Source organism: Enterobacter cloacae complex sp. IR5441 (genome assembly GCF_049238215.1).
Classification (GTDB): Bacteria; Pseudomonadota; Gammaproteobacteria; order Enterobacterales; family Enterobacteriaceae; genus Enterobacter; species Enterobacter hormaechei_C.
This window is the reverse complement of record NZ_JBMKIA010000054.1, coordinates 1-13,503: the sequence shown is the minus strand read 5'-3', so window position 1 is coordinate 13,503 and position 13,503 is coordinate 1. Positions and strand designations below refer to the sequence as shown.

Below are 13,503 nucleotides of genomic sequence, written 5' to 3'. Positions count from 1 at the left end.
TGATTGCCTGAGTCAGTCCGGAAGGACGTTCACTTTTCAGCAATGAACGGACCAGCACTGAAACCTGTACTTTGCCCAGCTTCAGGGAGCCAGCGGTCCGGATCATTTCGTCCCACTGAGGGGTTCTAGGGATTTTCCGTCCAAAAACGACAAAGTGCTCTGGAGGCCCCGCCGTCTGTGGCCTCCAGAGGGGTATTACTTTTTTCGAGATCCCTATTTGGGCTCTGTTTGAGTAAGATTTAGTCTTTTTGGGCTAAATCCATGGCATTCGAAGAACGTGTCCAAATCTTGTCCGAGGCAGAACAAGATGAGTTATATGGACCCCCCGCTTTCACCTCCGCCGACCAACGCTTCTTTTTCTCGCTGAACGATAAGGAACTGGCGATCGCTAAAAGCCTCCGTCATCGGGGCCAGCGTTACATGCTGGTGGTACTGCTGGGCTATTTCAAAGCCAAGCCGGTGGTGCTGAATCCCGGCTTTCATCAGATCAAGCAGGACCTCAAATACGTTTATCAAACCGTTCTACCAGGCCCAGGCTGTAGACCCTTTAATCTCACGCCAAAAGAGAACGAACGGATTTACCAACGTGTTTTCCAGCTCTGCAACTACCAGCGCTGAAATGTCAAAGACCATGGAGCGGCGTTGAGAGATTACTTATCCCAGCAAGCCAGAGCCTGGACAGCGCCTAGGCACCTCTTCGATGCGGCCAATGAATATTGTTCGGGGCAGAAGATCGCAATCCCTGCCTACAGCACGCTGCAAAAGATCATCAGTCAGGTGGTGGGAGACGAACAGGAACACATGGCCGCGCACCTTGAGCGTGCAATGTCACGCGGTCTTAAGCAAGCACTGGCGGAGCTCGTGAACGGCACAGGTCCACTGCCGTTCCGACAGTTGCGACAATCGGCTCGTAACTTCACCGGAACCGAGTTGGAGAAAGAACTGATTGTCTATCGCCATATCCAGCATTGGATGCCGGAAGTGGATCTGCTGTTGAGCACGCTATCACTGTCGCAGAAAAATCTGCAACACCTGGCAGAGAAAGTCGACTACTACGGTGCCAAACTGAAACGTCAAACCGTAGGCAGCCAATGGCTGTATTTATTGTGCTATCTTCAAACGCGATGGCAGCAAGCGCTGGAACGTATTGCCGATGGCTTTGTGCATCATGTCAGACAGACCAAACAGAAGGCAAAGGATTATGCGCAGGAAGCGGTGTTTAAGGATTGGCAAAAAGCAGCTAAAAATGTCAGCAAGGCAGCTGAAGTACTGCACCTGTTCATTGATGACAGCATTGATCTGCAACTACCGTTTGCAACAGTAAGACAGCAAGCACTGAGCCTGCTGACCAAAAGGGATCTGGAATCTGTATGTCTCTTCCTGAACGAGCAGCGACGATCGGTCGATGAAGCCATGTGGCAGTACTGCGACGAGAAAGAAAGTCTGCGGAAAGGTTTGCTGCGAGAGTTGTTCCTATGTCTGCGCTTCGAAGGCTGCGACGGCACCCAGCACTTAGCGGCCGCCTTGGCGAAAACACAAAACGAACTCAACGGCCAGGACGCTCAGTTGCAAACTGCCGACACCAGACTCCTTTCCAAAAAATCACGTGAATTCCTGCTGGATGGTGAAGGGAATATCCTGATCGATCGTTATGAGTGGTTCCTCTATCAACAGATTCCTGATCGCCTGAATGGCCAGCTGACGCTGCCTGATATCACTAAATACCGGGCACTCGACGCCGACCTGATCGACGGGGAACATTGGCGAAAAAACAAATATACGCTGCTTCAACAGAGCCATTTTACAAAATTAGCGGAGGAGCCTGAAAAGCTGATCAAACAGATGGCCATGGAATTGGATACCCGTTTGTACGAAGTCGGCGAATATCTTGAACAGGAAGACAACCGGAATATCATCTTGCGTAATCCGCAGGGTAAACGCTTCTGGCGCCTGCCTTCGGCCAGCAAACATCATCTGGTCAACAATCCCTTCTTCCAGCAAATTCCCACAACGGGGATTGCGGATGTACTGCGCATGGTTGATCGTGACACCGGTTTCATTGACTGCTTCGCTCATGTGCTGGGTTCCCAATCCAGAAGCCGTTCCCATGAATATGACCTGTTGGCAATTCTGGTCGGCAATGCAACCAATCAAGGCATTTACGGCATGGCACAGATCTCTGATCGTACCTATGATCAGCTCAGCACTATCCAGGCGAACTATCTTCGCCTGGAAACATTGAATGCTGCTAACGACAACATCAATAACGCGACAGCCAAGCTACCCATCTTCCGGTACTACAACATCCAGGAAGATGTGATCCACGCCAGTGCCGATGGTCAAAAGTTCGAAGCCCGGCGCGAGACCTTCAAAACCCGTTATTCGTCGAAGTACTTTGGCACTCAAAAAGGTGTTTCTGCCATGACCTTGATCGCCAATCACGCTGCGATCAACGCCAGAGTGATCGGCGCCAACGAACATGAATCGCACTACATCTTTGATTTGTTGATGAGCAATACGTCAGACATCATTCCGGATGTGCTCTCAACCGATACCCATGGGGTGAACCATGTGAACTTCGCGTTACTGGATCTGTTCGGATACCAGTTTGCCCCACGCTATGCCCAGGTTGGCAAAGTGATCAATGACATGTTTGATGTCAAGGAAGACAAAGAACACCGAATTCAGCTGTGCTTAAAAAAGCCAATCAATACCCATCGTATTGCGCAGCACTGGGATACCATCCAACGGATTGCAGTATCACTTAAGCAGCGGAAAACAACGCAAGCCACCTTGGTGAGAAAGCTCTCGGAGTACAAGCGCAATCACCCGCTGCTGGAAGCCCTGACGGAATACAATCGCCTGGTGAAAGCGAATTATCTACTGTGCTACATCGATGATGCCAGTTTAAGAAACTATGTTCAGCGCGCGCTGAACCGGGGAGAGGCCTATCACCAACTGCGTCGGGCCGTGAGCAGCGTCAATGGGGATCAGTTCCGGGGCAGTTCAGACGAAGAAATCCAGCTATGGAATGAGTGCGCTCGCCTGGTCACCAATGCCATCGTTTACTTCAACTCCAGGATACTCAGCCAGCTGTTGACCAGCTTCGAATACCAAGGAGATACCAAGAGAATAGATATCGTCAAACAGGCATCCCCTGTGGCCTGGCACAACATTAACCTCAAGGGGACTTACCACTTCGAATTGAGCGAAAAATTGCCAGATCTGGAGGAGCTTATGCGCTCAATCGAGGGATATTTACCCGTCAGCGAAAAGTAATACCCCTCTGGAGGCCACGGACGGCGCGGCCTCCAGAGCACTTTGTCGTTTTTGGACGGAAAATCCCTAGAACCCCATTATCTAAAAATACTTAATTGTCTTTTAACGTCGCTAAATTTTAAATAAATAAGTGAAGAGTGTTAGTGGAGCCACTGATTTAAAGTTGGCAGAGTAAAACTTGAAGTGCGACATAAACCACCTAATTAATTTAAAGGGTTTATGGAGTATATAAAATTGTCATACCATCATCTTAACTTTGAAGATCGTACTGCATTAATGCTTGAGTCAAGAAAAGAAGGCTTTTCAGCCAGAAAATTTGCTGAACTCATTAAAAGACATCCTAGTACGATCTATCGTGAGCTTAAAAGAAATAGCATCAATGACGTTTATCAAGCTCGATATGCTTCTGATAACACCTTCGCTAGACGTAGACGTGGTCACAGAAAACTCAAAATCGATTCAATCCTCTGGAAATTTATTGTTGAAGCGATCCGTTGTTTATGGTCTCCTCAGCAAATAGCAAAGCGTTTAAAGACATTTCCTGATTTGGATCAAACAATGAATGTAAGCCATACAACGATTTATTCAACGATACGAGCATTACCAAAGGGTGAGTTGAAAAAAGACTTATTATCCTGTCTACGTCATGAAAATAAAAAGCGAAAAGCTAACGGTGAACCTAAAAAAGATTCTATATTACAGGATATTAAAACTATTCATGAGCGCCCAGCCGAAGTTCAAGAAAGAAAAATACCGGGTCATTGGGAAGCTGATTTAATTAAAGGTAAAGACAATAAAAGTTCGATAGCAACACTTATTGAACGAAATACACGGCTCTGTATCTTGGCAACATTACCTGATGCAAAGGCAGAATCAGTGCGCAAGGCTTTAACTGAAGCTCTGAAATATTTACCTGCAGAACTGCGTAAAACGTTGACCTATGACCGTGGACGTGAGATGTCAGAACATAAAATACTCGAAGAAGATTTAGGCATAGATGTATATTTCTGTGACCCACATTCACCCTGGCAAAAAGGCACATGCGAAAATATGAATGGTTTAATTAGGCAATATTTACCTAAGGAAGGTGCGAACAAGTCCCTGATATGAGATCATGTTTGTCATCTGGAGCCATGGAACAGGGTTCATCATGAGTCATCAACTTACCTTCGCCGACAGTGAATTCAGCAGTAAGCGCCGTCAGACCAGAAAAGAGATTTTCTTGTCCCGCATGGAGCAGATTCTGCCATGGCAAAACATGGTGGAAGTCATCGAGCCGTTTTACCCCAAGGCTGGTAATGGCCGGCGACCTTATCCGCTGGAAACCATGCTACGCATTCACTGCATGCAGCATTGGTACAACCTGAGCGATGGCGCGATGGAAGATGCTCTGTACGAAATCGCCTCCATGCGTCTGTTTGCCCGGTTATCCCTGGATAGCGCCTTGCCTGACCGCACCACCATCATGAATTTCCGCCACCTGCTGGAGCAGCATCAACTGGCCCGCCAATTGTTCAAGACCATCAATCGCTGGCTGGCCGAAGCAGGCGTCATGATGACTCAAGGCACCTTGGTCGATGCCACCATCATTGAGGCACCCAGCTCGACCAAGAACAAAGAGCAGCAACGCGATCCGGAGATGCATCAGACCAAGAAAGGCAATCAATGGCACTTTGGCATGAAGGCCCACATTGGTGTCGATGCCAAGAGTGGCCTGACCCACAGCCTAGTCACCACCGCGGCCAACGAGCATGACCTCAATCAGCTGGGTAATCTGCTGCATGGAGAGGAGCAATTTGTCTCAGCCGATGCCGGCTACCAAGGGGCGCCACAGCGCGAGGAGCTGGCCGAGGTGGATGTGGACTGGCTGATCGCCGAGCGCCCCGGCAAGGTAAGAACCTTGAAACAGCATCCACGCAAGAACAAAACGGCCATCAACATCGAATACATGAAAGCCAGCATCCGGGCCAAGGTGGAGCACCCATTTCGCATCATCAAGCGACAGTTCGGCTTCGTGAAAGCCAGATACAAGGGGTTGCTGAAAAACGATAACCAACTGGCGATGTTATTCACGCTGGCCAACCTGTTTCGGGCGGACCAAATGATACGTCAGTGGGAGAGATCTCACTAAAAACTGGGGATAACGCCTTAAATGGCGAAGAAACGGTCTAAATAGGCTGATTCAAGGCATTTACGAGAGAAAAAATCGGCTCAAACATGAAGAAATGAAATGACTGAGTCAGCCGAGAAGAATTTCCCCGCTTATTCGCACCTTCCCTAAAGGGATTGATTTAAATCAGGCAGATCAGCATTATTTAAATCAAGTTGCCATGTCACTGAATACTCGTCCTAGAAAGGCGTTAGATTGGCTTACACCATTAGAGAAATTTGCTCAGCTTGTTGATTATCATATGGCTTTTGAAACTGTCGCACCTCATGTTTGAATTCGCCCCATATTTTTGCTACAGTGAACCAAATTAAGATCATCTATTTACTAGGCCTCGCATTTGCGGGGTTTTTAATGCTGAATAAAAGGAAAACTTGATGGAATTGCCCAATATTATGCACCCGGTCGCGAAGCTGAGCACCGCATTAGCCGCTGCATTGATGCTGAGCGGGTGCATGCCCGGTGAAATCCGCCCGACGATTGGCCAGCAAATGGAAACTGGCGACCAACGGTTTGGCGATCTGGTTTTCCGCCAGCTCGCACCGAATGTCTGGCAGCACACTTCCTATCTCGACATGCCGGGTTTCGGGGCAGTCGCTTCCAACGGTTTGATCGTCAGGGATGGCGGCCGCGTGCTGGTGGTCGATACCGCCTGGACCGATGACCAGACCGCCCAGATCCTCAACTGGATCAAGCAGGAGATCAACCTGCCGGTCGCGCTGGCGGTGGTGACTCACGCGCATCAGGACAAGATGGGCGGTATGGACGCGCTGCATGCGGCGGGGATTGCGACTTATGCCAATGCGTTGTCGAACCAGCTTGCCCCGCAAGAGGGGATGGTTGCGGCGCAACACAGCCTGACTTTCGCCGCCAATGGCTGGGTCGAACCAGCAACCGCGCCCAACTTTGGCCCGCTCAAGGTATTTTACCCCGGCCCCGGCCACACCAGTGACAATATCACCGTTGGGATCGACGGCACCGACATCGCTTTTGGTGGCTGCCTGATCAAGGACAGCAAGGCCAAGTCGCTCGGCAATCTCGGTGATGCCGACACTGAGCACTACGCCGCGTCAGCGCGCGCGTTTGGTGCGGCGTTCCCCAAGGCCAGCATGATCGTGATGAGCCATTCCGCCCCCGATAGCCGCGCCGCAATCACTCATACGGCCCGCATGGCCGACAAGCTGCGCTGAGCCATGGCTGACCACGTCACCCCCAATCTGCCATCGCGCGATTTCGATGTGACAGAGGCGTTTTATGCGAAGCTGGGCTTTGCGACGAGTTGGAAGGATCGCGGCTGGATGATCCTGCAGCGCGGCGGTTTGCAGCTCGAATTCTTCCCCTATCCTGACCTCGACCCAGCTACGAGCTCGTTCGGCTGTTGCCTGCGGTTGGATGATCTCGATGCCATGGTGGCATTGGTGAACGCGGCGGGAGCCGAGGAAAAAAGCACCGGCTGGCCGCGCTTCAAAGCTCCGCAACTGGAGGCGAGCGGCCTGAGGATCGGCTACCTGATCGATCCCGACTGCACGCTGGTGCGGCTGATCCAGAACCCCGACTGACCGCATGCCCGCGAAAATCAAGATTTGCGGGATCAGCACACCCGAGGCGCTCGATGCGACCATCGCGGCGCGGGCGGACTATGCCGGGTTGGTGTTCTATCCAGCGTCGCCCCGTGCGGTTACGTCGAATGTCGCGGGCGCTTTGACATCGCGCGCAGCTGGCCAGATCGCCATGGTCGGTTTGTTCGTCGATGCGGATGATGCTGTCATCGCCGACGCACTGGTGGCAGCCAAGCTGAACGCGCTGCAGCTGCACGGTTCGGAATCGCCCGAACGCGTGGCCCAGTTGCGCGCGCGGTTTGGCAAGCCGGTGTGGAAGGCGCTGCCCGTCGCCAGCGCCAGCGATGTCGCACGCGCCGCAGCCTATGCCGGGGCGGCGGACTTGATCTTGTTCGACGCCAAGACCCCCAAAGGCGCGCTGCCCGGCGGCATGGGGTTGGCGTTCGACTGGTCGCTGCTGGCCGGATATCGCGGTGCCTTGCCGTGGGGGCTGGCAGGCGGGCTAAATCCGACGAATGTTGCCGAGGCGATTGCGCGCACCGGAGCGCCGCTGGTCGATACCTCCAGCGGCGTCGAAAGCGCGCCGGGCGTCAAGGATACCGACAAGATTACCAATTTCGCCTTTGCGGTGCGCTTGGCCTAAATCGCGTCGATCAATAGGCGTCGTTCAGCGCAAAGATCGGCTTGCGGGTGCGCCACTGCCCTCGGGTGAAGTCGGGAAAATCTAACGTGCGATTGCCCTCAGCAATCGATTGTTCCGACAGAGGCGTGATCGCGCTCCAGGCCAGCGCGTCGTAAATGTCGATTGGCATCGGGGCCTTGGCCTTCAGCGCCTCGACAAAAGCGTGGATCACGAACCAGTCCATCCCGCCATGCCCGGCCCCTGCCGCCAGATCGGCGTAGCGTTTCCATAGCGGGTGATCGTATTTCGCAAACCAGCCCTCGGCAGGCTCCCAGCGGTGCGGCTGTGGGCTCTTGCCCTCCAGATAGATCGACTTGTTGACGTCCATCCACAGCCCCTCGGTGCCTTGCACCCGAAAGCCGAGAGAATAGGGGCGCGGCAGCGAGGTGTCGTGGCACAGCATGATCGTTTCACCATTAGTGCAGCCGATCATGGTGTTGACCACATCACCCAGTGCGAATTTCACCTCGGCGTTGGGATGATCGGCAGAGCCGTTCTTGACGACATAATCATGCAGCCCGCGCGCCTTACAGCCGAAGCCGCCAGCGCCCGCTTCGCCCGGCAACGCGACCTTCAGGGTGCGGGTCTGCGGCGGGTAGCACACGCCGGCATCGGCGCAGCCCTGGTACTTCACGGTCAGGGTGGTCGCGCTCGCGCCGGCCGCGGGCGTGCCGGTGAGGGTGCCGAGCAATTCCTTGCGGTAGGTTTCGACGTCGCCGAAGAATTCGTCGCGGTAGGCCTTGCCCTTCGGCAGCGCCATGGTCGCGCCGGTGAAGGCGGCATCGGCCTTGACCGAGGTGCGGTGCCGGTACAGGTAATAGCCGTCGGCGATCCGCCAGCGCACCTCGATGCGGTCCGGCGCGGTGGCCTGCGCGGACAGGACGAAGACCTCGTCGACCGGCGGCAGTTCGAAGTCCTGGGCGACGGCCGAGGTCGCGGGCAGCGCAAGCAGCAGGGCGAGCCCGGCCAGCCAGCGGCGCAGGCGGATCGTGGATGCGGTCATTGGCTCAGTTTACCGGTCGGCTCTCGGCGGCCAGCCATTGCAGGTATTCGGGCAGGCCGGACGCGGCTTCGACCGCGAGCAGCTCCGGGAGTTCGTAGGGATGCAGTTGGCGCAGGCGTTCCTGCAGGGCGGGGTAGGCCTCGGCACTGGTCTTGACCAGCAGCAGGACCTCGGCCGCGGCCTCGACCTTGCGTTGCCAGCGATAGACCGAACGCAGGCCGGGCAGGAGGTTGACGCAGGCGGCCAGGCGCTCGGCCACCAGCGCGGTGGCGATGCGCTCGGCGCTGTCGGCGTCGGGACAGGTGCAGAAGCAGATCAGGGCGCTCACCGGCATAGGGTAGCGGCTGCCCCGATCCGGCGGGCCTGGCGGACATCCGCGTGCGGCCCTTGAAAGTCGGCGGGCCCGCCCCATCTCGGTGGCATGCCGGGTTCGCCCGGTTCTGTTGTCCGCGGTTTGGCACTCGCTTCGCGCGACTGCTAAAATCGCCGGGTTTTTCCACGTCAATCAACCATTTACCGAGGTTGCCATGTCCAATATCAAGCCGCTGCACGACCGCGTGGTCATCAAGCGCATGGAAGAAGAGAAGCTGTCCGCCGGCGGGATCGTGATCCCGGATTCGGCCACCGAGAAGCCGATCAAGGGCGAAGTCGTCGCCGTCGGCACCGGCAAGGTGCTGGACAACGGCCAGGTCCGCGCGCCGCAGGTCAAGGTCGGCGACAAGGTGCTGTTCGGCAAGTACAGCGGCACCGAAGTGAAGCTGGACGGCGTCGAGCTGCTGGTGGTGAAGGAAGACGACCTGTTCGCGATCCTCGGCTGATCGCGCGTCGCTCCCACACATTTCTCATCCGAATAATTTTTCGAGGTAATTCGCAATGGCTGCCAAGGACATTCGTTTCGGCGAAGACGCGCGCTCCAAGATGGTGCGCGGCGTCAACGTGCTCGCCAACGCCGTGAAGGCGACCCTCGGCCCGAAGGGCCGCAACGTCGTGCTGCAGAAGAGCTACGGCGCGCCGACCATCACCAAGGACGGCGTCTCCGTCGCCAAGGAAATCGAACTGGCTGACGCGTTCGAGAACATGGGCGCGCAGATGGTGAAGGAAGTCGCTTCCAAGACCTCCGACAACGCCGGCGACGGCACCACCACCGCCACCGTGCTGGCGCAGGCGTTCATCCGCGAGGGCATGAAGGCGGTCGCCGCCGGCATGAACCCGATGGACCTGAAGCGCGGCATCGACCAGGCGGTGAAGGCCGCGGTCGGCGAACTGAAGTCGCTGTCCAAGCCGTCGTCGACCAGCAAGGAAATCGCCCAGGTCGGCGCGATCTCCGCGAACTCGGATGCCAACATCGGCGACCTGATCGCGCAGGCGATGGACAAGGTCGGCAAGGAAGGCGTGATCACGGTCGAGGAAGGCAGCGGCCTGGACAACGAACTCGACGTGGTCGAGGGCATGCAGTTCGACCGCGGCTACCTGAGCCCGTACTTCGTCAACAACCAGCAGTCGATGTCGGCCGACCTGGATGATCCCTTCATCCTGCTGTACGACAAGAAGATCTCCAACGTGCGCGACCTGCTGCCCGTCCTCGAGGGCGTGGCCAAGGCCGGCAAGCCGCTGCTGATCGTGGCGGAGGAAGTCGAAGGCGAAGCGCTGGCGACCCTGGTGGTCAACACCATCCGCGGCATCGTCAAGGTCTGCGCGGTGAAGGCCCCGGGCTTCGGCGACCGTCGCAAGGCGATGCTGGAAGACATGGCGATCCTGACCGGCGGCGTGGTGATTTCCGAGGAAGTCGGCCTGTCGCTGGAGAAGGCCACCATCAAGGACCTCGGCCGCGCCAAGAAGATCCAGGTGTCGAAGGAAAACACCACCATCATCGATGGCGCCGGCGAAGGCGCGGGCATCGAGGCGCGCATCAAGCAGATCAAGGCGCAGATCGAGGAGACCTCCTCCGACTACGACCGCGAGAAGCTGCAGGAGCGCGTGGCCAAGCTGGCCGGCGGCGTTGCGGTGATCAAGGTCGGTGCCGCCACCGAAGTCGAGATGAAGGAAAAGAAGGCGCGCGTCGAAGACGCCCTGCACGCGACCCGTGCGGCCGTCGAGGAAGGCATCGTCCCGGGCGGCGGCGTCGCCCTGATCCGTGCCAAGGCGGCGATCGCCGGCATCAAGGGCGTGAACGAAGACCAGAACCACGGCATCCAGATCGCCCTGCGCGCGATGGAAGCCCCGCTGCGCGAGATCGTGACCAATGCCGGCGATGAGCCGTCGGTCATCCTCAACCGCGTGGTCGAAGGTTCGGGTGCGTTCGGCTACAACGCCGCCAACGGCGAGTTCGGCGACATGATCGAGTTCGGCATCCTGGACCCGACCAAGGTCACCCGCACCGCGCTGCAGAACGCCGCGTCGATCGCGGGCCTGATGATCACCACCGAAGCGATGGTGGCCGAGGCCCCGAAGAAGGACGAGCCGGCGATGCCGGCCGGCGGCGGCATGGGCGGCATGGGCGGCATGGATTTCTAAGCCCCGCGATCCATCAAGCAAGACCACAAAGCCCGGCCTCGTGCCGGGCTTTGTGCGTTCTGGCGTCCGAGGCGGGAGACTTCCTACCCGCCCCGCGGCAATGTCTGACGCGAAGATCAGAAAACGCCGATATGAACGCGTGCTCGCGGGCGCAACCCTGAGCAGCCGTCCCTGCAACGGAGCGCTGCGTGCCGCGCCTGACCGCACCCCGGCGGCAGGCCGAGGTGTGCGCGCCACTGCCGGCCGCCCACGCCGCTGCGCGTTACGCGCGCCACCTGCCCGAGCGCACGCTGCTGTACGCGCTAGTGCAGGCGCACTACCCGGACTTCATCGCGCGTCTTGAGGCCGAAGACCGCCCGCTGCCCGAGTATGTGCGCGAGGAGTTCGAGACCTACCTGCGCTGCGGCGTGCTCGAGCACGGCTTCCTGCGCGTGGTCTGCGAGCACTGTCGTGCCGAGAGGCTGGTGGCGTATTCCTGCAAGAAGCGCGGGCTGTGCCCGAGCTGCGGCGCACGGCGCATGGCCGAGTCGGCGCGGCATCTGGTGGACGAGGTGTTCGGCCCGCGGCCGGTGCGGCAATGGGTGCTGAGTTTCCCGTACCCGTTGCGCTTCCTGTTCGCCAGCAAGCCTGAGGCGATCGGCCCGGTGCTGGGCATCGTGCATCGTGTGATCGCCGGTTGGCTTGCCGATCAGGCCGGCGTGCCGCGGGATACGGCGCAATGCGGCGTGGTGACCCTGATCCAGCGCTTCGGCAGCGCGCTGAATCTCAACATCCACTTCCACATGCTGTGGCTCGACGGCGTGTACGAGGACACCACCGAGCGTCCGCAGCGCAAGCCGCGCCTGCACCGCACCCGTGCGCCCACATCGGCGCAACTGACGGAACTGGCCAACACCATCGCGCATCGCGTGTGCCGGCACCTGTCGCGCCGCGGCTGGCTCGAAGGCGAAGACGAATCCGTGTTCCTGTCCGACAGCGCGGGTAGCGACGACGGCATGGATGGGCTGCGGATGAGTTCGATGACCTACCGCATCGCCACCGGTCGCGACGCTGGCCGCAAGGTCGTCACGCTGCAAACGCTGCCTGGCGACGCCGGTCCGCTGGAGGGCGACGCCGGCAAGGTCGGCGGCTTCTCGCTGCATGCCGGCGTGGCCGCGGAAGCACACGAAAGCCACAAGCTCGAAAAGCTGTGCCGCTACATCACGCGCCCGGCGATCAGCGAGCAGCGGCTATCGATCTCGCCACAGGGCAGGGTGCGTTACCAGCTCAAGACGCCGTGGCGCAATGGCACCACGCATGTCGAATGGGATGCGGTGGACTTCATCGCCAAGCTGGCGGCACTGGTCCCGCCGCCACGCGCGCATCTCACCCGCTTCCACGGCGTATTCGCCCCGAATGCAAACCTGCGCGCGCAGCTGACGCCCTCGGGGCGCGGCAGGCGGCCTGCGGGCGATGCGGCGCCAGTGGACGTCAGCGCCCACGACGAGCCGCGCAGCCCCGAGCAGAAGCGCCGTGCGATGAGCTGGGCGCAACGGCTCAAGCGGGTCTTTTCCATCGACATCACCACCTGCGCCCACTGCGGCGGCGCGGTGCGGATCGTCGCCAGCATCGAAGACCCCAAGGCCATTCGCGCCATCCTCGCCCACTTCGAGAAACACGGCGCGCTGGAGCAAGCGCACTACCGGCCCGCAGCGCGCGCCCCGCCGCCCGCCGCGTGATGAGGCGCCGGCCACACAGCCGGCAGCCAAGCCAGAGTCCGATCCGATGCGGCCACGACCCCGCAGGGCTGCGCTCGGCCCTGTGCCGGGATTCGGTGAGAAATGGCTACGCACTGAGCCGCTGCGTGGCCCCGCGATGTCGAAAACCCACGCATGAACCCCCGATCTGTGCCCGATCTGTGCCCAAAGCGGCGCTTGCGCGGCCGCTTCCTACCCGCCAGACTCGCCAAAAAGGGCGGTTGAACTTCCTATACCCATATCCCACTTTAGGTTTGGCAGCACCTTTTCAATCAGGTGGTTGTTTACACCAATCCAGCTATTGGCCAATTGAATATTGGTTTCGTCTACTTTTTTTGATTTTTTAAACAGCTTGGTAAAACCGAGTGCCAAAACAGGGGGACCATGTAAAAACGTGCTTCCTGTAATGACTGAACCAACTGTGAGTCCTTTACTGACTTTTTGCGGCACTGTTGCAAAGTTAGCGATGAGGCAGCCTTTTGTCTTATTCAAAGGCCTTACATTTCAAAAACTCTGCTTACCAGGCGCATTTCGCCCAGGGGATCACCATAATAAAATGCTGA

At 57.6% G+C, this 13,503-nt stretch carries 10 protein-coding genes and 4 pseudogenes; 10 read left to right on the top strand and 4 right to left on the bottom strand.

The genetic code is table 11. The features are described 5' to 3' along the window. Positions 1-118: pseudogene (locus tag ACOTX5_RS25120) on the bottom strand (Tn3 family transposase); the annotation flags it as partial. A 143-nt stretch (positions 119-261) separates the two neighbouring features. Between ACOTX5_RS25120 and ACOTX5_RS25115 the strand changes: the two are divergent. The 7 genes and pseudogenes from ACOTX5_RS25115 (at position 262) to ACOTX5_RS25085 (ending at position 7,648) form a co-directional block, all read left to right on the top strand. Next, a pseudogene (locus tag ACOTX5_RS25115) lies at positions 262-3,279 on the top strand (Tn3-like element IS3000 family transposase). 219 nt (positions 3,280-3,498) lie between these two features. Beyond that, positions 3,499-4,362, top strand: a pseudogene (locus tag ACOTX5_RS25110) (IS30-like element ISAba125 family transposase); the annotation flags it as partial. 67 nt (positions 4,363-4,429) lie between these two features. Next, positions 4,430-5,410 (top strand): IS5-like element IS5 family transposase, encoded by a 981-nt coding sequence (locus tag ACOTX5_RS25105; protein ID WP_000019402.1) that lies wholly within the window; start codon positions 4,430-4,432, stop codon positions 5,408-5,410. Positions 5,411-5,540: 130 nt separating this feature from the next. Continuing rightward, positions 5,541-5,723: pseudogene (locus ACOTX5_RS25100) on the top strand (IS30 family transposase); the annotation flags it as partial. 100 nt (positions 5,724-5,823) lie between these two features. Further along, a complete protein-coding gene (locus tag ACOTX5_RS25095) occupies positions 5,824-6,636 on the top strand; it encodes a subclass B1 metallo-beta-lactamase NDM-1 (protein ID WP_004201164.1) in 813 nt (270 codons plus the stop codon). 3 nt (positions 6,637-6,639) lie between these two features. After that, positions 6,640-7,005, top strand: coding sequence for a bleomycin binding protein Ble-MBL (gene ble / locus ACOTX5_RS25090; RefSeq protein ID WP_004201167.1), 366 nt, complete (start codon positions 6,640-6,642; stop codon positions 7,003-7,005). 4 nt (positions 7,006-7,009) lie between these two features. After that, entirely contained in the window at positions 7,010-7,648 is a 639-nt protein-coding gene (locus ACOTX5_RS25085) for a phosphoribosylanthranilate isomerase (protein ID WP_004201168.1), read from the top strand. 10 nt (positions 7,649-7,658) lie between these two features. Here ACOTX5_RS25085 and ACOTX5_RS25080 read toward each other — a convergent pair whose 3' ends face one another. Both ACOTX5_RS25080 and cutA read right to left on the bottom strand, forming a co-directional pair. Beyond that, positions 7,659-8,690, bottom strand: a complete 1,032-nt coding sequence (locus ACOTX5_RS25080; RefSeq protein WP_004201169.1) for a protein-disulfide reductase DsbD domain-containing protein — start codon at positions 8,688-8,690, stop codon at positions 7,659-7,661. A gap of 4 nt (positions 8,691-8,694) precedes the next feature. Beyond that, positions 8,695-9,024, bottom strand: coding sequence for a divalent-cation tolerance protein CutA (gene cutA, locus ACOTX5_RS25075; RefSeq protein WP_004201171.1), 330 nt, complete (start codon positions 9,022-9,024; stop codon positions 8,695-8,697). Positions 9,025-9,217: 193 nt separating this feature from the next. Between cutA and groES the strand changes: the two genes are divergently transcribed. The 3 genes from groES (at position 9,218) to ACOTX5_RS25060 (ending at position 12,922) form a co-directional block, all read left to right on the top strand. After that, positions 9,218-9,508, top strand: a complete 291-nt coding sequence (gene groES, locus ACOTX5_RS25070; protein WP_004201172.1) for a co-chaperone GroES — start codon at positions 9,218-9,220, stop codon at positions 9,506-9,508. A 55-nt stretch (positions 9,509-9,563) separates the two neighbouring features. Beyond that, the gene (groL, locus tag ACOTX5_RS25065) at positions 9,564-11,204 is read left to right on the top strand and encodes a chaperonin GroEL (protein WP_004201176.1); all 1,641 of its coding nucleotides are present in this window, start codon (positions 9,564-9,566) and stop codon (positions 11,202-11,204) included. A 236-nt stretch (positions 11,205-11,440) separates the two neighbouring features. Beyond that, a complete protein-coding gene (locus ACOTX5_RS25060; RefSeq protein ID WP_032723056.1) occupies positions 11,441-12,922 on the top strand; it encodes an IS91 family transposase in 1,482 nt (493 codons plus the stop codon). A gap of 210 nt (positions 12,923-13,132) precedes the next feature. On the opposite strand, the gene ACOTX5_RS25055 is transcribed toward ACOTX5_RS25060, so the two are convergent. Beyond that, the gene (locus ACOTX5_RS25055; protein WP_032072054.1) at positions 13,133-13,432 is read right to left on the bottom strand and encodes a hypothetical protein; all 300 of its coding nucleotides are present in this window, start codon (positions 13,430-13,432) and stop codon (positions 13,133-13,135) included. Between the last annotated feature and the right edge of the window lie 71 nt (positions 13,433-13,503).

What these genes read in the sequence shown, in the direction of transcription:
- ACOTX5_RS25105 (WP_000019402.1), top strand. Translation starts at nt 4,430, where the DNA reads ATGAGTCATCAACTTACCTTCGCCGACAGTGAATTCAGCAGTAAGCGC.
- groES (WP_004201172.1), top strand. Translation starts at nt 9,218, where the DNA reads ATGTCCAATATCAAGCCGCTGCACGACCGCGTGGTCATCAAGCGCATG.
- ACOTX5_RS25095 (WP_004201164.1), top strand. Translation starts at nt 5,824, where the DNA reads ATGGAATTGCCCAATATTATGCACCCGGTCGCGAAGCTGAGCACCGCA.
- groL (WP_004201176.1), top strand. Translation starts at nt 9,564, where the DNA reads ATGGCTGCCAAGGACATTCGTTTCGGCGAAGACGCGCGCTCCAAGATG.
- ACOTX5_RS25080 (WP_004201169.1), bottom strand. Translation starts at nt 8,690, where the DNA reads ATGACCGCATCCACGATCCGCCTGCGCCGCTGGCTGGCCGGGCTCGCC.
- cutA (WP_004201171.1), bottom strand. Translation starts at nt 9,024, where the DNA reads ATGCCGGTGAGCGCCCTGATCTGCTTCTGCACCTGTCCCGACGCCGAC.
- ble (WP_004201167.1), top strand. Translation starts at nt 6,640, where the DNA reads ATGGCTGACCACGTCACCCCCAATCTGCCATCGCGCGATTTCGATGTG.
- ACOTX5_RS25085 (WP_004201168.1), top strand. Translation starts at nt 7,010, where the DNA reads ATGCCCGCGAAAATCAAGATTTGCGGGATCAGCACACCCGAGGCGCTC.